General features: G+C 67.8%; 19 protein-coding genes and 1 riboswitch. Of the genes, 12 read left to right on the top strand and 7 right to left on the bottom strand.

The window, feature by feature from the left end; translation table 11 throughout:
* Positions 1 to 16: 16 nt before the first annotated feature.
* Positions 17 to 1,489 carry an amidohydrolase family protein gene (locus A3A5_RS0125950; RefSeq protein WP_018313392.1) on the bottom strand — a complete coding sequence of 491 codons (1,473 nt, stop codon included), beginning with the start codon at positions 1,487 to 1,489 and terminating at the stop codon, positions 17 to 19.
* Between the two features lie 2 nt (positions 1,490 to 1,491).
* Positions 1,492 to 2,397, bottom strand: coding sequence for a MurR/RpiR family transcriptional regulator (locus A3A5_RS0125945; protein WP_013952846.1), 906 nt, complete (start codon positions 2,395 to 2,397; stop codon positions 1,492 to 1,494).
* Between the two features lie 224 nt (positions 2,398 to 2,621).
* Here A3A5_RS0125945 and A3A5_RS0125940 point away from each other — a divergent pair, with 224 nt between their 5' ends.
* The 3 genes from A3A5_RS0125940 (at position 2,622) to A3A5_RS0125930 (ending at position 5,549) form a co-directional block, all read left to right on the top strand.
* Complete coding sequence (locus tag A3A5_RS0125940; protein ID WP_026201136.1) at positions 2,622 to 3,890, top strand: amino acid deaminase; 1,269 nt, start codon at positions 2,622 to 2,624, stop codon at positions 3,888 to 3,890.
* A gap of 13 nt (positions 3,891 to 3,903) precedes the next feature.
* Positions 3,904 to 4,839 carry a sugar kinase gene (locus A3A5_RS0125935; RefSeq protein WP_018313390.1) on the top strand — a complete coding sequence of 312 codons (936 nt, stop codon included), beginning with the start codon at positions 3,904 to 3,906 and terminating at the stop codon, positions 4,837 to 4,839.
* A 65-nt stretch (positions 4,840 to 4,904) separates the two neighbouring features.
* Complete coding sequence (locus A3A5_RS0125930; RefSeq protein WP_018313389.1) at positions 4,905 to 5,549, top strand: bifunctional 4-hydroxy-2-oxoglutarate aldolase/2-dehydro-3-deoxy-phosphogluconate aldolase; 645 nt, start codon at positions 4,905 to 4,907, stop codon at positions 5,547 to 5,549.
* Positions 5,550 to 5,642: 93 nt separating this feature from the next.
* Here the strand turns inward: A3A5_RS0125930 and A3A5_RS0125925 are convergent, their stop codons facing one another.
* The 3 genes from A3A5_RS0125925 to A3A5_RS0125910 form a co-directional block, all read right to left on the bottom strand.
* Positions 5,643 to 5,774, bottom strand: a complete 132-nt coding sequence (locus tag A3A5_RS0125925) for an entericidin A/B family lipoprotein (protein ID WP_010814145.1) — start codon at positions 5,772 to 5,774, stop codon at positions 5,643 to 5,645.
* Positions 5,775 to 5,918: 144 nt separating this feature from the next.
* Complete coding sequence (locus A3A5_RS0125920) at positions 5,919 to 7,244, bottom strand: GGDEF domain-containing protein (RefSeq protein WP_018313388.1); 1,326 nt, start codon at positions 7,242 to 7,244, stop codon at positions 5,919 to 5,921.
* A 317-nt stretch (positions 7,245 to 7,561) separates the two neighbouring features.
* Positions 7,562 to 8,875: a hemolysin family protein gene (locus A3A5_RS0125910; protein WP_018313386.1), complete on the bottom strand. Its 1,314-nt coding sequence runs from the start codon at positions 8,873 to 8,875 to the stop codon at positions 7,562 to 7,564.
* A gap of 258 nt (positions 8,876 to 9,133) precedes the next feature.
* Here A3A5_RS0125910 and A3A5_RS0125905 point away from each other — a divergent pair, with 258 nt between their 5' ends.
* The 5 genes from A3A5_RS0125905 to A3A5_RS0125885 all read left to right on the top strand — a co-directional run bounded on the left by A3A5_RS0125905 (position 9,134) and on the right by A3A5_RS0125885 (position 14,461).
* Complete coding sequence (locus A3A5_RS0125905) at positions 9,134 to 10,078, top strand: YncE family protein (protein WP_018313385.1); 945 nt, start codon at positions 9,134 to 9,136, stop codon at positions 10,076 to 10,078.
* 84 nt (positions 10,079 to 10,162) lie between these two features.
* Positions 10,163 to 11,497, top strand: coding sequence for an MFS transporter (locus A3A5_RS0125900; protein WP_018313384.1), 1,335 nt, complete (start codon positions 10,163 to 10,165; stop codon positions 11,495 to 11,497).
* Complete coding sequence (locus A3A5_RS0125895) at positions 11,494 to 12,504, top strand: amidohydrolase (protein WP_018313383.1); 1,011 nt, start codon at positions 11,494 to 11,496, stop codon at positions 12,502 to 12,504. The genes A3A5_RS0125900 and A3A5_RS0125895 overlap by 4 nt, the downstream gene beginning before the upstream one ends.
* A 38-nt stretch (positions 12,505 to 12,542) precedes the next feature.
* A complete protein-coding gene (locus tag A3A5_RS0125890) occupies positions 12,543 to 13,532 on the top strand; it encodes a LysR family transcriptional regulator (RefSeq protein WP_026201134.1) in 990 nt (329 codons plus the stop codon).
* Between the two features lie 35 nt (positions 13,533 to 13,567).
* Positions 13,568 to 14,461 (top strand): helix-turn-helix domain-containing protein, encoded by an 894-nt coding sequence (locus A3A5_RS0125885; protein WP_018313381.1) that lies wholly within the window; start codon positions 13,568 to 13,570, stop codon positions 14,459 to 14,461.
* Here the strand turns inward: A3A5_RS0125885 and A3A5_RS0125880 are convergent.
* Positions 14,436 to 14,975 carry an acyloxyacyl hydrolase gene (locus A3A5_RS0125880; RefSeq protein ID WP_018313380.1) on the bottom strand — a complete coding sequence of 180 codons (540 nt, stop codon included), beginning with the start codon at positions 14,973 to 14,975 and terminating at the stop codon, positions 14,436 to 14,438. The two genes, A3A5_RS0125885 and A3A5_RS0125880, sit on opposite strands and share 26 nt — an antisense overlap.
* Positions 14,976 to 15,301: 326 nt before the next feature.
* Positions 15,302 to 15,461, top strand: a riboswitch (FMN riboswitch).
* A 171-nt stretch (positions 15,462 to 15,632) separates the two neighbouring features.
* Between A3A5_RS0125880 and ribB the strand changes: the two genes are divergently transcribed.
* The 3 genes from ribB to A3A5_RS0125865 all read left to right on the top strand — a co-directional run bounded on the left by ribB (position 15,633) and on the right by A3A5_RS0125865 (position 17,419).
* A complete protein-coding gene (gene ribB, locus A3A5_RS0125875; protein WP_026201132.1) occupies positions 15,633 to 16,316 on the top strand; it encodes a 3,4-dihydroxy-2-butanone-4-phosphate synthase in 684 nt (227 codons plus the stop codon).
* A gap of 105 nt (positions 16,317 to 16,421) precedes the next feature.
* Positions 16,422 to 17,009 carry a surface-adhesin E family protein gene (locus A3A5_RS0125870; RefSeq protein WP_018313378.1) on the top strand — a complete coding sequence of 196 codons (588 nt, stop codon included), beginning with the start codon at positions 16,422 to 16,424 and terminating at the stop codon, positions 17,007 to 17,009.
* A gap of 176 nt (positions 17,010 to 17,185) precedes the next feature.
* Positions 17,186 to 17,419 carry a hypothetical protein gene (locus A3A5_RS0125865; RefSeq protein ID WP_018313377.1) on the top strand — a complete coding sequence of 78 codons (234 nt, stop codon included), beginning with the start codon at positions 17,186 to 17,188 and terminating at the stop codon, positions 17,417 to 17,419.
* 516 nt (positions 17,420 to 17,935) lie between these two features.
* On the opposite strand, the gene A3A5_RS0125855 is transcribed toward A3A5_RS0125865, so the two are convergent.
* Positions 17,936 to 18,367 carry an RT0821/Lpp0805 family surface protein gene (locus A3A5_RS0125855; RefSeq protein WP_018313375.1) on the bottom strand — a complete coding sequence of 144 codons (432 nt, stop codon included), beginning with the start codon at positions 18,365 to 18,367 and terminating at the stop codon, positions 17,936 to 17,938.
* A gap of 202 nt (positions 18,368 to 18,569) precedes the next feature.
* Between A3A5_RS0125855 and A3A5_RS0125850 the strand changes: the two genes are divergently transcribed.
* Positions 18,570 to 18,905, top strand: coding sequence for a hypothetical protein (locus A3A5_RS0125850; protein WP_018313374.1), 336 nt, complete (start codon positions 18,570 to 18,572; stop codon positions 18,903 to 18,905).
* Positions 18,906 to 19,100 lie beyond the last annotated feature (195 nt).

Here is a 19,100-nt window from a genome sequence, read left to right as displayed (position 1 = left end):
GAGGGCAGCGCGCCGGTCAGGCGGCGCCGAACTCAGGCCGCGGGCCTCGCGGCAGGAACCGGCCGGCGCGCACGCCGGTGGTCTGGCGCTGCTGCCATGACAGCTCGCCATTGACCCAGACCGCGGCAATGCCCTCGGCCGGTTGCATGGGATCGGTAAAGCTGGCCGTATCGCGGATGGTGGTGGCGTCGAACAGCACCAGGTCGGCCCAGTAGCCTTCGCGCACGAAGCCGCGCTCCTGCAGCCCGAAGCGCTCGGCGGACATGCCGGTCATCTTGTTGACGGCCACCGTCAGCGGGAACAGCTCGCGGTCGCGCGCGTAGTGGCCCAGCACGCGCGGGAATGCGCCCCACAGGCGTGGATGCGGCAGCGGGTCGTTGGGCAGGCCGTCCGAGCCGACCACCGTGGCCGGATGGCTCAGGATGCGGTCGACGTCGGCGTCTTCCATGCAGTGGTAGACCGCGCCCGCGGGCATCAGCCGGCGCGCGGCTTCGTGCAGGTCGACCTGCCATTCGGCGGCGATATCGGCCAGCAGGCGGCCGCCCATCTCGGGCGCGCCTTCGGACCAGGTCACCATGATGTCGAAATCGCTGGTGACCTGCTTCAGGTCCAGCGTGGAGGAACTGGCGGTGTAGGGGTAGCAGTCGCAGCCCACCGGCTGCCAGCGCTGCGCGCCGTCGAGCGCGTCCAGCACCTCGGTGCTGCGGCCCCAGTTGGCCACGCCCGCGCATTTCAGGTGCGAGATCACCACCGGCACGCGCGCATGGCGGCCGATGCGGAAGGCCTCGTCCATGGCGTCGAGGATCTCGGCAAACTCGCTGCGCAGGTGGGTGGCGTAGAGCGCGCCGGCCTTGGCCAGCGGTTCGGCCAGCGCCAGCACCTCATCGGTCGGTGCGCTGAAGGCGTTGGCGTAGGCCAGGCCCGTGGACAGTCCCAGCGCGCCGTGCTGCAGCGCTTCTTCCAGCTGCGCGCGCATTGCCGCGATTTCTTCCGGCGTGGCGGCGCGGTCGAAGCGGTCCATATGGTTGCTGCGCAGCGCGGTATGGCCGACCAGCGCGGCGACATTGACCGCGGGCTGCGCGGCGCCTACCGCATCGACGTAGCTTTTGAAATCCGGGTAGCGGAAGGCGTCGGCATGGCCGAGCAGGTTCATCGGGTCGGGCGGTTCGCCTGCCAGTGTCACCGGCGCGGCGCTGATGCCGCAGTTGCCGACCACCACCGTGGTGACGCCCTGTGACAGCTTGGGCGTCATCTCGGGCTGGCGCACCACGTTGGTGTCGTCGTGCGTATGCACGTCGATAAAGCCCGGTGCAAGGACCAGGCCGTCGCCTTCGACGACATGCGAGGCGGCGTCGGGATCGATCGCGCCGGCTTCATCGATGCGGGCGATGCGGCCGTCGCGCAGGGCCACGTCGGCCAGGCGCGCGGCGGCGCCGGAGCCGTCGATCAGGGTGACGCAGCGGATCAGGGTGTCGAACAGGTGTGGCATGGTCAGTCTCCCAGCGGCTGGCGGCTGTCGGGGCCCCTGGCGGGGCCGCTTTCACCGCGGTGGGTGTCCAGCACGTACTTGAGCCGGCGCAGTCGCTCCTTGCTCTGGTCCGGCTGCAACAGCGCGCATTGCGTGGCCAGCACGTCCAGCACCATCAGCATGGCGTAGCGCGATGCCGACGGCTTGAAAATGAAATCCGTCTCCAGCGTGCGCACCGGCAGCAGCACGTCGGCGCGCGCGGCCAGCGGCGAGCCCAGCGCGGTCACGGCCACCAGCCGGGCACCGTACTCGCGCGCGATATCGCAGCTGGCCAGCATCTCCGGCACGCGGCCGCTGGCCGAGAACGCCAGCACCACGTCGTCGCGGCCCAGCGTGGCCGCCACCATCTTCTGCAGCAGGGCGTCCTGGTAGCTCGCCACCGGCTGGCCCAGGCGCGCCAGGCGATGGCGGGCCTCGTCGGCCATGAATGACGAGCCGCCGCCCATGCCAAAAGCGTAGACCATGCGTGCGCCAAGCAACAGGCGCGCGGCCTGCTCGATGCGCTGCGCGTCCATCAGGCCGCGGTTGACTTCCAGCGCGGTGAGGATGTCGGCGTGGATGCTGTCAGCGAGCGTGGCCGGGGCGGCTTCACCGGCGGGAACGCTGCCGGGCTGCAGGAAGCGCGCGCCTACCGCGGTGGCCTGGGCCAGGCGCAGCTTCAGGTCGCGCACGTCGCGGCAGCCGATGGCCTTGGCAAAGCGCGTCACGCTGGCCTCGCTGACGCCGGCCTTGCGCGCCAGCTCATTGATGCTGGCGGCGGCCGCGCCGGCCAGGTCTTCCAGCACCACCTGCGCCACCTTTTGCTCGGCCAGGCGCAGCGCGGGGCCGCGCTCGGCGATGCGGGTCAGGATGTCGAAGGGCGCGGTCATGGGCGGCAGGTCTGGTCGGAAGACGGATCGGATCGAAATGTGACGGAAGCTGCAGTGCCCGCGGGCAGGGGCTATAACAGTGATTGGCGCATCTGGCGGGTGCCAATCGCGTGGTCCCGGCTAGCCCTTCCGGGCATCTGCGTGTTACTTTATAACAAGGATGAAATATCTTATTTTCAGGGCTATCATTACGTCAATCAGATTTTTTCAGGATGATGACAAGCATGCGTGAAATAAAGTATCAGGCCGGCGTGATCGATCCGCTCAACAAGGCGCTGGGCCGGATGGAAGCCCCCATTGCCCCGGATGCGGCCGGCCAAACCGGCTGGAACCTGTTGCAGGAAGAGTTGAGCCTCCCGGCCGCGGTGCTCTATGAAGACCGGCTTGCGCACAACCTGGAATGGATGCGCCGCTTCATGAACGAATACGGCGTGCAGCTTGCGCCACATGGCAAGACCACCATGGCGCCCAAGCTGTTTGCGCGCCAGCTCGGCGCCGGCGCGTGGGGCATCACGCTGGCCACCGCGCACCAGACCGCGGCCGCGCATGCGCACGGCGTCAAGCGCGTGCTGATGGCCAACCAGCTGGTGGGCCGGCGCAATATGGAAATCATCGCTGACCTGCTGCGCGATCCGGATTTCGAATTCTTCGCGCTGGTGGACTCGGCTGCGCTGGCCGACCAGCTCGGCAAGTTCTTCCAGGAGCGCGGCCAGAAGCTGCAAGTGTTGCTGGAACTGGGCGTGGAAGGCGGGCGCACCGGCGTACGCGACGGCGCGCAGCAGCAAGCCGTGCTTGAGGCGCTGGCGCGCTGGCCCGATGCGCTGTCGCTGGCCGGTGTGGAAATCTATGAGGGCGTGCTCAAGGAAGAGGCTGATATCCGCAAGTTCCTGCAGCGCACCGTGGCGGTGACGCGGCAGCTGGCACAGGAAGGCCGTTTCGGCCGCAGCCCGGTGGTGATGTCGGGTGCCGGTTCGGCCTGGTACGACGTGGTGGCTGAGGAATTCGCGCGCACCGAGATCGGCGCACCGATCGACATCGTGCTGCGTCCGGGCTGCTACCTGACGCACGACGTGGGCATCTACCGGGCCGCGCAGCAGCGCATCCTGGCCAGCAACCCGGTCGCGCAGAAGATGCGCGAGGGCCTGCTGCCGGCACTGCAGCTGTGGGCCTATGTGCAGTCGATCCCCGAGCCGGACCGCGTCATCATCGGCATGGGCAAGCGCGATGCGGCCTTCGACGCCGGCATGCCGATCCCGGCGCGGCTGTACCGGCCCGGCACCGAGGCGCCGGTGGACGTGCCCGCGCATTGGGAAGTCACCGGCATGATGGACCAGCACGCCTACCTGCAGGTCAAGCCGGGCGACGACGTGCAGGTAGGCGACATGATTGCCTTCGATATCTCGCACCCGTGCCTGACTTTCGACAAGTGGCGCCATATCCCGGTGCTGGACCGCGACATGCGCGTGATCGACATCGTGCAAACTTTCTTCTGAGGCAGGCGGCCCCATGAGCATCGACATCCTGGCCTACGGCGAACCGCTGGTGGAGTTCAACCAGCAGCCCGACGATCCGTCGCGCTACCTGCAAGGCTTTGGCGGCGACACTTCCAACTTCTGCATTGCCGCTGCGCGCCAGGGCGCCAGCACCGGCTACATCTGCGCGGTCGGCGCCGACACCTTCGGCGAGCGCTTGCGCGCGCTGTGGACGCAGGAGCGCGTCGATACCCGCCACGTGCGCGTCGACCCGAGCGCGCCTACCGGGGTCTACTTTGTCTCGCACGACAACCACGGCCACCGCTTCGACTATCTGCGCGAAGGCTCTGCCGCCAGCCTCTACCAGCACGAGCATCTGCCGCTGGGCGCGATTGCGGCGGCGCGCTACCTGCACCTGTCGGGCATCAGCCTGGCCATCAGCACCAGTGCCTGCGATGCCGGGCTGGACGCGATGGAGCATGCGCGCAAGGCCGGCACCAAGGTCACACTGGACACCAACCTGCGGCTGCGGCTGTGGTCGCTGGCGCGCGCGCGCGGCATCATGCGCGAGGCCTTTACGCTGACCGACGTGTGCCTGCCCAGCTGGGATGACATCACCGTGCTGACCGGGCTGGACGACCGCGACGCCATCGTCGACTACCTGCTGGGCTGCGGCGTCGGCCTGGTCGCGCTGAAGCTGGGCGAAGAGGGCTCCTATGTAGCCACGCCCGAGTCGCGCGCGCTGGTGCCGCCTTATCCGGTCAAGCCAGTCGATGCCACCGGAGCCGGCGACTGCTTCGGCGGCAGCTTTGTCGCGCGCCTGGCCGCGGGTGCCGATCCGTTCGAGGCGGCGCGCTATGCCAACGTGGCCGCCGCGCTGTCGACCACCGGGTATGGCGCGGTGGCGCCGATCCCCGACGCCCAGACCGTGCTGGGCCGGCTGGCGCAGTCGGTGTCGGTGATCGCGTGACCCGGTTGGCCTGAACTCTTGCTTCCCTGAAACCCTGCTTCCGCACTCCTTATTCCGAGACAGCCATGCAAAACCAGACTTCCCCGCTGCTTCAACGCCTTGCCGATGTGCCGGTGATCCCGGTGCTGGAATTCCACTCGGTCGACGAGGCCCTGCACGTCAGCGAGGCACTGGTCACCGGCGGCTTGCCGCTGCTTGAGATCACGCTGCGTACGCCGGTAGCGCTGGAAGCGATCAAGGCGGTGGCGGCAGCCTTGCCGCAGGCCTGCGTCGGTGCCGGCACGGTGCTGAACGTGGCGCAACTGCACGCCGTGCGCGATGCGGGCGCGCAGTTTGCGGTCTCGCCCGGCCTGACTCCGGCGCTGGCCGACGGCGCGCAGGGCGCGGGCATCTCGCTGCTGCCGGGCGTGGCCACTGCCAGTGAGGCGATGGCGGCGCTGGAAGCCGGCTTCACCTTCCTCAAGTTCTTCCCGGCGCAGGCCGCGGGCGGCGTGCCGATGCTGAAGTCGCTGGGCGGGCCGCTGCCGCAGTTGCGCTTCTGCCCGACCGGCGGGATCGACGCTGCGCTGGCGCCGACCTACCTGGCGCTGCCCAACGTGGTGTGCGTGGGCGGTTCATGGGTGGTGCCCAAGGACGCCGTCGCCAGCGGCGACTGGGGCCGCATCCGCACGCTGGCCGAGCAGGCCAAGGCACTGCGCAACAAGGGCTGAGCACTGGCCGCGCAAAGAGAAACGGCACGCCATGCGGCGTGCCGTTTTCATATCGACGCGGTGCGGGCCGCATCAGACTTGGGGGCTGGCGGCTTACTTGTGACGGTCCGCCGAGCTTTCGAGCTTCTGGCCACCGCGCTGAATGTCCTGGCCGAGCCCCGCCATCGTGTTGCAGCCAGCCAACAGGGTGGCAAACAAAACGCACCAGATCCAACCTTTCTTCACGCCGGGCTCCTTTTGAGGATTTTAAGAATCGAGAGATTCAGGGATTGAGGGATTTGCGCCGATTTTACCGCTGCTGTGAGCGGGTTTGATATCTGCTATGTGCCAATTTGTAAATCGTGCAACGGCCGCAACGCCAGCCGTTTCTCAGGCGTGGGGCGCCAGCAGCTCCCGGGCGCGCTGCTGGATTGCCGCATGGGTCTGGAGCAGCCAGGCCGCGGGGAATGGCTGCGCCAGCAGGTAGCCCTGCACGCTGTGGCAGCCCCAGGCATGCACCGCCTCGAGCTGCTGGCGGGTCTCGATCCCCTTGGCACAGACCGACACGCCGGCGCCCCGGGCCAGCCGGCAGGCGGCGCGCAGGCTGTCGGCACGGTTGGCGGAATCACCGGGCCGGGGTGCATGGCCCAGCCGGCGCGCGTCCAGCGTGACGCTGTCCGGGTGCAGCGCCGCCAGCAACTGGCGGCAGCCCGGGCTGTCGTCGAAATCGCCGAGCGTCAGTTGCAGCCCGCGCCGGCGCAGGGCGGCAAAGCGGGCAATGACGTCGGCGTCGGCCGGCACGGCGCTGGCCGACACTTCGATGCACAGGCGGTCCGGTGCGATGCCGCCTGCGTCGATGGCTTGGGCCAGTGCCTCCACCATCTGCGGGCGGTGCAGCTGCGCGCTGGAAGCCAGCAGGGTGAACTGTAGCGGGGCCACGTTTTCGGCGGCACGTACCAGCGGCAGCACGCTTTCCAGCAGCCAGCTGCCAATCCGGCCGACCAGCCCCAGCGACTCCACCGCCGGCAGGAAATCCTGCGGCGCCACGCGCCCCAGCGCCGGATGGTGCCAGCGCAGCCGCACGGTGTAGCCGCTGACAACGGCGCTGGCGAAGTCGGCGCGCGGCTGCAGCTGCAGGCTCAGCTCGCCGCGCTCCAGTGCGTCGGGCAGGGCTGCCAGCAGGGGCGCGGTCGGCGGCGCGGCGGGCTTGTCGGCGCGCGCCAGGCCGTCGCCCCCGCGTCGGTCGACCCGCAGCATGGCGTCCAGGGCCTGCTGCAGGCTGCGCTCAGCCGGGATATCCGGATGGTCGGTGGCCACGCCGATGCTGCACGAAATGAACAGCTCGAAGCCCTCCAGCGCGAACGGCCGGGACAGGTCGTCGGCCAGCCGGCTGGCCACCGGACCGGGGTCGGACACACCGTCCGGCAGTGCGGTAATGACCACCAGGTCTGCCGCTGCCATCCAGTGCATGATGGCGCCGGGCGGCAGCAGGCAGGCGACGCGTGCCTGCACGATGGCCTGCAGCCTGGCCGCGCGCCGGGGCCCCAGGGTTTCGCAGGCGCTGGAAAAGCGGTCCAGGCGGATAGAAAGGATCGTCGCTGGCTGCCCGTTGCCGGAGCGGCGTGCCGCCAGCGCGGACACCAGGGCGGAAGGCTGCATCGCGCCAAGCGCGCCCGCGGCCGCTGGCGCGTCGATGTCATCGGCATCAGGATGCATGGATGGTCTTGCGGGCAGCCATGTTGATGGCCTTGCAATGCCCGCGTCTCCCCGGTATCAGATTTGGTCGTTCGGCTGGCCGTTGGGGCGGCCGCCGGCGCTTGTCGTCAGGCCTTGGTGATTCATGCCTGCCACGGCCGCATGTGGGCCGCACAGGCCGATCATAAGCGAAGGGGAGGAGGCGGAACATTGCAAATTGCGCCAAGGTGACTTGGCCGCAACCTGCAACTTGATATGGATCAAAATGGCCGTCATCGGCTGTGATCCCGGATTGACGCCACCGCCGGAATCCGGCAGTGGCGGATTGACTGGCCTGATCAGCCGGTGGTTTCTTCCTCAGGCCCTTCCTGCGGGGGCAGGCGCGCGGCCAGCACCTTGTCGATGCGTTTGCCGTCCATGTCGACGATCTCGAAGCGCCAGTCGCCCCATTGCACACTGTCGGCGATCTGCGGCAGGCGCCCCAGCAGCAGGAGCAGCATGCCGGACAGGGTGTGGTAGCGCTCTTTTTCTTCCTCCGGCACCTGGCGCAGGCCGATGCGGTCCTTCAGTTCCGGGATCGGGATCAGGCCGTCGAGCAGCCACGAGCCGTCGTCGCGCTGCACCGCCCATTCCTCGCCGGCGGCGTCGGCCTTGAATTCGCCAGTGATGGCCTCGATCAGGTCCTGCAGTGTGACCAGGCCCAGCACTTCGCCGTATTCGTCGATGACAAAGGCCATCTGGCCGCCGGAGCCGCGGAAATTCTCCAGCAGTTCCATGCCGGTCACGCTCTCGGGCACGAACACTGCAGGCTGCGCCGCAGCCTTCAGGTCGGCTTCCTCGCCGCGCAGCCGGCGCGCCAGCAACTGGCGCGCGCTGACCACGCCGATGATGTCGTGCATGCCGCCGCGCACAACCGGAAAGCGCGAGTGGTCGGATTCTTCGATGCGGTGCAGGTTTTCATCCAGCGTTTCTTCCACGTCCAGATAGACGACATCGCCGCGCGGCACCATCAGCGAAGCCAGCTGGCGGTCGTCCAGCCGGAACACGTTGCGCACCATGGTGTGCTCGTGCTGCTCGATCACGCCGGCTTCAGAGCCTTCGACCAGCAATGCGTGGATTTCTTCCTCGGTCACACCGCGGCCGCGATCGACCCTGGTGCCCAGCAGCCGCAGCACCAGCCGGGTGGAGCCGGACAGCAACTTGACGAACGGAGTGGAAGCGACGGCCAGCCAGCCGATCGGGCGCGCCACCAGCCGCGCGATGGCTTCCGGGGCCATCTGGCCCAGGCGCTTGGGCACCAGTTCACCCAGCACGATGGAAAAATAGGTCAGGCCGGCCACCACGATGGCGGTTGCCACATAGCCTGAGGTGCTGGGCGCCAGGCCAAAGCCTTGCAGCCAAAGGCCAAACGGCTGCGCCAGCGTGGATTCGCCGACCACGCCATTGAGCACGCCGATTGACGTGATGCCGATCTGCACCGTGGACAGAAAGCGCGTGGGGTCCTCGCCCAGCTGGACCGCGGCAATGGCGCCCCGGTCACCGTTCTCGATCTGGCGCTGTAGACGTGCCTTGCGGGCCGTGACCAGTGCGATTTCGGACATCGCGAACAGGCCGTTGAGCAGAATCAGCGCCAGTAGTATGGCAATTTCCATCAGGGTACGCGCCCTTTGCGTGTGAGTTGAAAGCACCAAGCATACCATCCGCGCACGACGACTCGGCGCCGGGCCGGCTGGCGATGGCGGTGGCGGCGGCAGCGGTCGGCGTAGCGATAACCAATGGAGATAGCTCGATGCCTAATATTCAATAGATAGTTATCGTTGGCTGCGCCAAACTTCTGTCCGTGGCACCACCTTTGCCGCCGTACAAAAAAGCCTGGAATCCCACAGGCGTGCGAATCACAAGGAGACAGAATGGACAACCGATGGACGGCCGTGCTGGTGGAGAAATTCGGCCATAGCTTCAGCGCCTACGAACTGGCTGGCGGTGAGCGCCGCTTCAGCGTGCAGTTGCCGGACTATCCCCATGAGTTCGTGGTGGACCGCGAGCGCCTGTGCGGCTACGTCGGCCACTATGGTGTGCAGACCTTCGCGCATGCCGGTGACGGTGGCGCCGCGGTGATCGCAGTCGACCTGATGCGCGGCGCAGTCGGGGCACGGCTGGATTGCTCGCCCTATCACCGCATCCATGGCCTGCAGATCGACCGGCAAGGGCGCGTCTATGCGCTGAGCGAACGCGACAATATGCTGCTGGTGTTCGAGGCGCCGCTGGAGCGCCCGGTGCCGGACCGCGCCGTGCCGGCGGGCGGGGTAAAGAGCCATTTGTTCGTGTTGTCGGCCGATGGCGAGCGTGCCTACGTGACCAACCTGCTGTCGCATACCGTGACACTGGTGCACCCCTACGATGCCACCCGCGCACCGCGGGCGGCCTACGCCGGCAGGCGTCCCGAAGGCTGCTGCCTGAGCCGCGACGAAGCGGCGCTCTATGTCGCCAGCCGCGACGATCACAGCCTTACCCGGCTGGACGCGCGCACGATGGAAGCCGTGCGCACGGTGCCGACCGGCGAGGATCCCACCCGCATCTACTGGTCGCCGGACGACCGCCTGTTCGTGCTCAACTACGGCGAGCGCAGCATCCGCATTTTCGATCCCGACACGCTTGTCGAGACCGGCCGCGTCGATACCGGCGCGAAGCCGATCGCGCTCGCCTTCCATCCGGCTGACCCGAGCCGCGCCTATGTCGCGCTCAACGACCACACCGTCGGCCAGCTTGACCTGCCTGGCCTGACCCTGCGCCATGCCTTCGCCACCGGCAAGGAGCCGGATGGCCTTGCCATCCTGGCTTTGCCGCCGCGGTAGCCAGCGGGCGTTTCAACCAAAAAGGCCGCGAAGGCAGCGCAGATGCCGGCGGCTGATACCTAGAAATAAGTACGGAGACAGATCATGAAAGGCTTGGACCAAGCCGGCGCCGGCACGTCCGTCGCTATTGACGCGACACCTACCGGTGCCGCCGGCATTCCCGCCCAGCGCTGGTGGCGCATCATCCCGCCGATCCTGATGGTCTGCATCGTCTCGTACATGGATCGCGTCAATATCGCCTTCGCGATGCCGGGCGGGATGGGCGATGCGCTCGGGATCGGCGCCAGCATGGCCGGCCTGGCCGGCGGCATTTTCTTTGTCGGCTATCTCTTCCTGCAGATTCCCGGCGGCAAGCTCGCCGTGCGCGGCAGCGGTCGCAATTTCATCGCCTGGTCGATGCTGGCCTGGGCCGTCATTTCCGTGCTGACCGGCCTGGTGCGCAACGAGACCGAACTGCTGATTCTGCGCTTTGCGCTGGGGGTGGCCGAGGGCGGCATGCTGCCGGTGGTGCTGACCATGGTCGGCAACTGGTTTCCAGACCACGAACGCGGACGCGCCAACGCCCTGGTGATCCTGTTCGTGCCGATCGCCGGCATCATCACCGCGCCGCTGTCGGGGCTGGTGATCGCGGCGCTCGACTGGCGCTGGCTGTTTATCGTGGAAGGCCTGATTTCGCTGGCCTGCCTCGGCGTGTGGTGGAAGCTGGCCTGTGACCGGCCGGAGCAGGCGCGCTGGATTTCGGCCGAAGAGAAGGCTTATCTGCTGGCCCGCCTGCGCGAGGAAGAGCAGCAGGCAGCCGCCGCTGGCGCGAACGTGGGGCAGGGCGCGGGCGGCACGCGCGCGGTGTTGGCGCACATCCTGTCGCAGGACGTGATCTGGCGCCTGATTGCCGTCAATTTTCTCTATCAGATGGGGATCTACGGCTACACGCTGTGGCTGCCCACCATCCTGAAGGGCCTGACCGGAGGCGGCATGGGGCAGGTCGGCATGCTGGCTGTGCTGCCCTACCTGGGTACCATGGCCGGCATCCTCGCGATGTCTTCGCTGTCCGACCGCAGCGGCCGGCGCAAGGCCTTCGTGGTCTGGCCGCTGCTGGGTTTCGCTGCCTGCCTGGCCGGTTCGGTCTGGTGGCACGACAATACCTGGGTGTCCTATGGCCTGCTGGTCGGCAGCGGCTTCTTCCTGCAGTCCGCCGCGGGGGTGTTCTGGACCCTGCCGCCGCGGCTGCTGGCCGCCGAGCACGCCGGCGTGGCGCGCGGCGTGATCAATGCGCTGGGCAACCTGGGTGGATTCTGCGGTCCCTACGCGGCGGGCGTGCTGATTGAGCGCGTCGGCGCGGGCGCCGGTGTCTACCTGCTGGTTGCCGCGCTGGTGCTGGCCGGCGCCCTGGCCGCCACGCTGCCGAGGCAGTGCCGATGAACTGGGTAGCAACTGGCGCGCTGCCCCCAGGCCTGACCATCGTCGACGCCCACCACCACCTGTGGCAACTCGGGCGCGGCCGCTATCCCTGGCTGCAGGACGAATACCGGCCGCAGAGCTTTTTTCTCGGCGATTACCAGGCCCTGCGCAGCGATTACCTGGAGGCGCAGTACGCGCATGACACCAGCGTCGTCACCGTGCTGGCCACTGTGCACGTAGAGGCCGAACGCGACCGCCGCGAAGCCGTCGACGAGACCGCGTGGCTGCACCGGGAAGCCTGGCGCCCCGGCATGGCTGCCGCGGTGGTGGCCTACGCACCGTTCGGCACCCCCGGGTGCGCCGAACTCCTGGCGCGCCAGGCTGGTTTTGCGCGGGTCAGGGGGATCCGGAGCAAACCGCTGACAGCGGCGGCGCCGGGCGAGTCGGTGGCAGGGCGTCCCGGGTCGATGCAGGACCAGGCCTGGCTGGAGGACCTGGCGCGGCTGGAACGCCATGGCCTGTCGTGGGACCTGCGGGTACCGTTCTGGCACCTGCGCGAGGCGGCCCAGGTGGCGGCCGCCTTGCCGGGCGTTCCCATTGCGCTCAATCACGCGGGCCTGCCGCTGGATCGCTCGGAAGAGGGCCTGGCTAGCTGGCGCGCCGGCATGGAGGCGCTGGCCGCCTGCGCCAATGTGTCGGTCAAGCTGTCGGAATTCGGGCTGGCCGGCGGGCGCTGGGATGCGCAGGGCAACCGCCGCATCGTGCGCGAGGTGCTGGCGATTTTCGGGCATGAGCGGGCGATGTTCGGCAGCAACCTGCCGGTCTCGGGCCTGAGCGCGGACTTCGGCACGATTCTCGGCATGGTGTGCGAGGCGCTGCCGGATCCCGTGGACAGGCAGCGCGTGCTGGCCGGGAATGCGGCGAGGTTCTATCACATAGCGCCGGCGCAAATGATGGTGCGAAGCGAAGCCAACGATGCTAAGGGTGCTCCAAAGCCGTCAGGGCTGCCTAACGCGCGCATGCTATAAAGGCCGATCTTCGCCGAAGTCCCGCCTGAGCGGCCACCATGCCAGACCTCCCCGCCACCCTCTCCAGTGCCTCCACCCTGCGCAAACGCCTGCATATGCGGCATCTGCGCCTGGCCCTGGCCCTGGCCGAGCACCGCTCGCTGCGGCGCGCCGCCGCACAGATGGCGCTGTCCCAGCCAGCCGTCACCAAGGCATTGCGCGAGCTCGAGAGCGTGGTTGGCACGTTGCTGTTCACGCGCCATGCGCGCGGCATCGAGCCGACGGTATTCGGCGAGGCGCTGATCCGCTACGCGCGCGTGGTGCTGGCCGACCTGGATGCCCTGCATGATGAATTTGCCGCCATCGCCGCGGGCGAGGTCGGCAAGGTGCGGCTCGGCTCGATCCTGGCCCCGGTGCCTTCGGTGCTGTCCGGTGTCATCAACGCGCTCAAGGCGCGCTATCCGCATTTGCATATCGTGATGCAGGTCGATACCAGCGACGTGCTGGTGCAGGCTCTGCGGCAGGATGCGCTGGACGTGGTAATCGGACGCATCCCTGAGGGTACGGTGGCCGACGATCTCGACTTCGAGCCACTGTTCGAAGAGTCGCTGGCCATCGTGGCGCGCGCCGGCCATCCGCAGGCGGGCAAGCGCAGCGTCAAGCTGGCCGCCCTGGCTGGCTACCCCTGGATCATCCCGCCAGCGGCCGTGCCGATGTGGCAGATCATCGACCAGACCTTCCGCGACAACCGCGTGCCGCTGCCGGAAGACATCATCGAGACCTCGTCGATCATGGGCACGCTGCCGCTGCTGGCGGAGAGCGACCGCATTGCCGTCGTGCCGGGTGCCATCGCGGACTACTTCGGCTCGCTGGGCGCGCTGGCAGTCCTGCCGGTGCCGATGCGGGGGCAGTTGGTTCCCTATGGGATTGTGGTGCGCCGGCGCCGTGCCGCGACGCCGGCCATGCGCCTGCTGATCGACGCGGTGCGCGCGGCGCGGCCCGGCCAGCCGAATGCGGTGGCTGAATTGGAGTCATTACCTGGCAGGTAATGGTCATGCGTCCCAACGCGTGCTGTAATGCAGCCATGGAAACGCTGACCCCCGCCTCCGAAGCCACCCTCGACTTCCCCGGCCTGCTGCGTTACTGGCGCGGCAAGCGCGGTTACAGCCAGCTAGCGCTGTCGCTGGCGGCCGGGGTATCGCAGCGCCACATCTCTTTCCTGGAATCCGGCCGCGCCCGCCCCAGCCGTGAAATGGTGCTGGCGCTGGCGGAACGCCTGGGCGTGCCGCTGCGCCAGCGCAATCGGCTGCTGCTGGCCGGCGGCTTTGCCCCGGCCTACAGCGAACACGCGCTGGCTTCGCCGCCGCTGCAGATGGTGCAGCAGGCGATTGCGCTGATCCTGGCCAAGCAGGAGCCGTACCCGGCCGTGGTGCTGGACCGCTTCTGGAACCTGGTGGATGCCAACCTGGCCTACCGGCGCATGCTCGATGCCCTGCTGGGCGAGCGCGTGCCGGCATCGCTCGCGCAAGGCAGCCACAGGATCAACCTGATGCTGACAGTGTTTGATCCACAGGGCCTGTGGCCGGTGATCGAGAACGCGCGCCAGGTCGGGCGCTACCTGTTGCGGCGCGTGTGGCAGGAGCTGCAGGTGCAGGCCCACGACCAGACCGCGCGCGAGATCTTCGGGCGCATCGCCGCCTGGCATCCTGACATGGTCGGGCCGGGCGGCGTGCTGCTGCGCGAGGACGACGGCACCGATGGCCCGCCGGCGCCATTGCTGCCGGTGGTGCTGCATGCGGGCGCGTTCCGCGCGTCGCTGTTCTCGACGCTGACCACGCTGGGCATTCCACAGGACATCACGCTGCAGGAGCTGCGCATCGAATGCTTCTTCCCGGCCGACGATGCCACCCGCACCCTGTTTGAAACGCAGGGCGCGCTGCAGCGGCCGGCGCTCAGAAGCGGTAGCGCAGATAAATGACGTGGAAGCTGGTGCCAGGATTGGGCTGCTTGATGCCGCCATTGGACAGGTGCTGGAAGCGGTAGCCGGCGGTAAAGCGCCGGTCCTTGCCCACCGTCAGGCCGATCCCGGCGTACTCCGAGAACTGGAAGGCAGTGGAGATGTCGTGGTCGCCCGAGGTGTGCGTGCTGGTCAGCAGGCGCGGCCCGACCGACAGTTCAAGGAAGGGCACCCAGGTGTGGCGCCACCATGCGATCCGCACCACCGGCGAGGCACCGAACTCCCATAGGTCGTTGGGTTGGTTGTCGCTGCTGCTGTGCCAGCGCGCAACGTTGACCTCCCATTGCAGGTCGACCTGCCAGCCTTGCGGATTGCCCCACGCAAAGCCCGAATCCCACAACATGGCAACCTCGGCCTTCTGCACGTCGTGGGTATCGTCGAAGCCGTAGCCAAGCTGCACGGCAGGCGCGGCGCGCGCCGTCGCTCCCAGGCACAAGGGCAGGGCAAGCAGGCCCGCGGCGACAGTGCGGCGCACTCGCTGTTGCCACGCACGCCGGCAGCGCGGGGACGGATGGAAGGAGGAACAACTCACATGGCGGTCTGGTCTGGCTTCTTGTTCGTGTCGGCGCATGGGAAGCACGGATGAAGAGGTGCTGCGTTGTTGTCCGGCAAGGCATGAGGCGGCCGCCACTGCGGGCACCGCTTGCACATGCGCTGCCTCCCTCCCTTATTTGTAGTACACGGGAAGCCACCTTGCGATGTCGGACATGCCCAAACGTGGGCCAGGGTCCGTGCAAAGAAAAAATAACAATCGTGCTAACATTCGCGGGCCGACGCCGGCTACATGGCCGCGCCGGTTCGTTACGTCTTCAGGGCGGGGTGAAAGTCCCCACCGGCGGTATGCCGCGGCGCGCAGTGCGTGTCCCGGTGAGCCCGCGAGCGCTCGCATTCCCGTGCGGGGTCAGCAGACCTGGTGAGAGGCCAGGGCCGACGGTCATAGTCCGGATGAAAGAAGATGGGCGGAGCTTGCCCGCGCGGCCTGGCGCCTTGCCCGGCCTTGCGGTTTGCTGTTGCCTTGCGCCGCGCGCAGGGCGCGGCTGTTCGTGCGTGCGCTTGAGGCGCGGCGTGCGGCGCTGCAACTCCGTTGATCCTTCCCCTGGAACGCCCATTGATGCTGAACAAGGAGCGTTTCATGCCTAGCCTTTCCACCGAAGCTGTTGCACCCGAGGTGTCCGCCGATCTTGCCGCCGATGCCGACCCCCGTTCCCTGGCCGCGCGCATCGCGCAGGCGCTGGACGCCATGCGCGAAGGCCGGCCGGTCGTGCTGCTCGACGATGACGACCGCGAGAACGAGGCCGACCTGATCCTGGCCGCGGAACGCCTGACCAACGCCAACATGGCGATGATGATCCGCGAATGCAGCGGCATCGTCTGCCTGTGCCTGACCGAGGACAAGGTGCGCAGCCTCGGCCTGCGGCCGATGGTCGAGCACAACCGCAGCCAGTATGGCACCGCCTTCACGGTATCGATCGAAGCCCGCGAAGGTGTCAGCACGGGTGTCAGCGCCGCCGATCGCATTACCACCATCCGCGCTGCCATTGCGGGGGATGCGGGCACCGGTGCGGTGGTCAGCCCGGGCCATGTGTTTCCGCTGGTGGCGCGCGACGGCGGCGTGCTGGTGCGCCGCGGCCATACCGAGGGCTCGGTCGACCTGGCCCGCATGGCGGGCCTGTCGCCGGCGGCGGTGCTGTGCGAGCTGATGAACCCGGATGGCACCATGGCGCGCCGGCCGGAGGCGCTGGCCTTTGCCGAGATGTACCAGTTGCCGGTGCTGACCATTGAGGACCTGGTGGCCTGGCGGCGCCTGCACGACTGAAAAGTCGCCGTTTGCACGCACACCGGCATGCAAACGGTGCCGGGATGCGTGCTTCCTGTGCGACAATGCGGATCGCTTTTTTCCCGTCTATATGAGGGCAATTCCATGGTGTTCCGCATTTTTAGGCGCGCCGCCGCGTTTGCTGGCTGCCTGATCGGCCTGGCCGCACCGCATGCGCATGCCGAAGGCAGCGCCGGCCCGGCCCCGTCCGCCGTTCCTTCCAGCACGAGCCGCCCGGCCGCGGCCGCCGGCCTGTACGAGTGCCAGGTCGCCGGCGCCGGCACTGTGTTCCGGTCCACGCCCAGGGAAGGCTGCCGCCTGGTCGCGGCACCCGATCCCGCCGCCCCCGATCCGCAACGATGGCTGCCCCTGATGGGTGCCAATGGCGTGATTTCCTATTTCGACCAGTCCGCGGTGCGCCGCCAGGGCACTGAAGTTGGCGTGGAGGTGATGCGCAATTCGCCGTCGGGCGTGATCCGCACCGCCAGCGGCGAGCCGATCCGCTCGTCGCTCAAGCGCATGGTGCTGAACTGCGCCACGTCCATGTTCGCCGTGGTCGAGCAGACGCTCTACAGCAAGCGCTTTGCGCGCGGCGACTCGCTCTATACGATCCGCGCGCCGCAGTACGGCACCTTCCAGACCGCTGGCCCCGGCACGATTGCCGGAGAGTTGCTGCGCAAGCTGTGCAGGTAAGCCCGGCGGCGACCGGCGATCCACGGCTCCCTATCCAGCTCCCTATCAGGGTTTGTCCCGGTCAACGGCGCGCAAACCTTTCTCGTTGATGCTGGTGACAGGGCGCGAGCGCAAAAGCGCCAGTCATGGCAGGCATCCCTGCCATACCTACCTGCAGCGCAAACGAGGAGATGGAAATGAAGAAATGGATCGTCATGCTGTCGATGGCAATGTTTGGTGCGGGCGCGATGGCGCAGACGCCGGCGACTCCGGCGACTCCGGCAACGCCTGCCACCCCGGCGGCTGCTTCGACTGACAAGGCCGCGCCGGCCAAGGCGGACAGCAGCAAGGCCAAGGCCAAGAAGACCAGCAGCAAGAAGAAGAGCCATGCGCCTGCGGCCAAGGATCCGATGAAGAACAAAGGCGCCTGAGCGCGCTGACGATGGCGGCGGGCGCACGGCTCCCCGGCAAGCGGGGATGCAGGCTGCGCCCGTGACTGCCATGCCGCCACGCAGATGATGGCTGGCCGTGCCTGCATGGCGCGGACCCGCCGCGCGCAGGACAGCCCTGCGGCACGCATTGCGTGTCTTCCGGGGGGATAAAGCCGGGCATGTCGGGCGGATCGCAACAGGAGGCTTCGGCCTCCTTTTTTTTGGTCCGCTGCCGCAGGCTTCCGCCGCCGCAAGCCAGGCTGGTCACGGTGGCGGTGGTCCTGCTGATTACCCGCGCGCTGCAGCGGCTGGTGTCGAAAACCTTCAAGGCGGTGCAGAGGACCAGTTCAACACCGACGACGTGCAGATCATGTCGCCACCGGACAAGACCGTCTACGTGCCCGGGGCCAAGTGGTACGAGGCGCCCGGGTCGCCACAGGTCGATCCGGCAGCGCGGCCGCAGCGCGCGCCGTCGCGCGCGGCATGAACGCCGGCGGCGCGAGCGCTCAGCCCAGCTTAGTCAGCCACCTGGCGCGACTTCCATTGTCCGTTGGACTGCTTGCAGAACCAGCCGCTCCAGTGCTCTTCAGCGCTGCCGCGCTTGAGGTCTGACTTCAGGCGCCGGCAGGGCTGGCCCTTGTCGGTCTTGCTTTCGACCGGCGTGATGGTGCCGTCGATCTGCTGGCGCCGCCCCGCCGCGGGGAACGTCCATTCAACGGTCTTGCCGTCGGCCGTATCGTTCAGTGCCGTGCGCACTGACTTGGCCAGCGATGCGCCTTCCTTGTCGTTGAGGGTGCCGATGATGGTGCCGCTCAGGTAATTGTCGAAGTACGCCTGCGCCGGTGCCGCAGCGGCAAACAGCAGGGCGGCACCAAGCGCGCCAGTGACAGCGGCGCGCAGGGCAGGGCGGACAGGGCTGGCGGTAGGGTCGGATGGCCGAGGCAGCATGACGATTCCTTGTGGCTTCGTGGTGGCGTTTGGGTGGCATTGTAAGCGCAATGCAGCGCCGCAGCAGCGCTCGGTGCGGTTGACACCTGTCAGCCGCTGACCTAGCGTTCATTGTTGCCCCTGCGCTGCGCGTTGGCCGGCAGCGGCGCCTGTTGTGCGCTTTGCACGGCAAGCGCCTTTCCCCCCTGCGAGAGGAGATCCCATGAAGCTGCGCTATCTGACCATCGGCCTGGCACTTGCCTGCGCATTCGGCACGCTGCACGCCCAGACCACGGGCAAGGCCGACAAATTCAATCCCTACACCGACGGCGCCAAGCAGGACAAATTCAGCCCGTACTCGGATGGCGCAAAAAGCGACAACGTGACCTCGCTGAACCCGGGAGCCCGCCCTGACCAGATGGAGCCGATCCAGGGCGGCGCGCAGAAGTCCTTCGACTCATACAGCCAGGGCGGCATGAAGAGCGGGAAGTTCGATCCGTATTCCGAAGGCGCCAAGAGCGGCAAGTTTGATCCATACAGCGAAGGCGCTAAAAAGTAACACTGTATTAATGGGGCCGGCTGCCGGCCGGCCCCGATCTGCACCAGATTCTCGCAACCGGCAGAGGTTGGCCTCGCCGGGACTTGCGGCCGTGTGACCCCGGCGCCCGCAAAGCCTTGTCCGGAGCGGCTTTCGGGCAACCTGGCCAACATTTTGTTTCAAACCTTGCGTGATCGAAACGTGACTTCTGCGTCT

The organism is Cupriavidus sp. UYPR2.512, assembly GCF_000379565.1.
Classification (GTDB): Bacteria; Pseudomonadota; Gammaproteobacteria; order Burkholderiales; family Burkholderiaceae; genus Cupriavidus.
The sequence above is the reverse complement of the archived record's forward strand: the minus strand, read 5'-3'. Positions and strand labels throughout refer to the sequence as shown.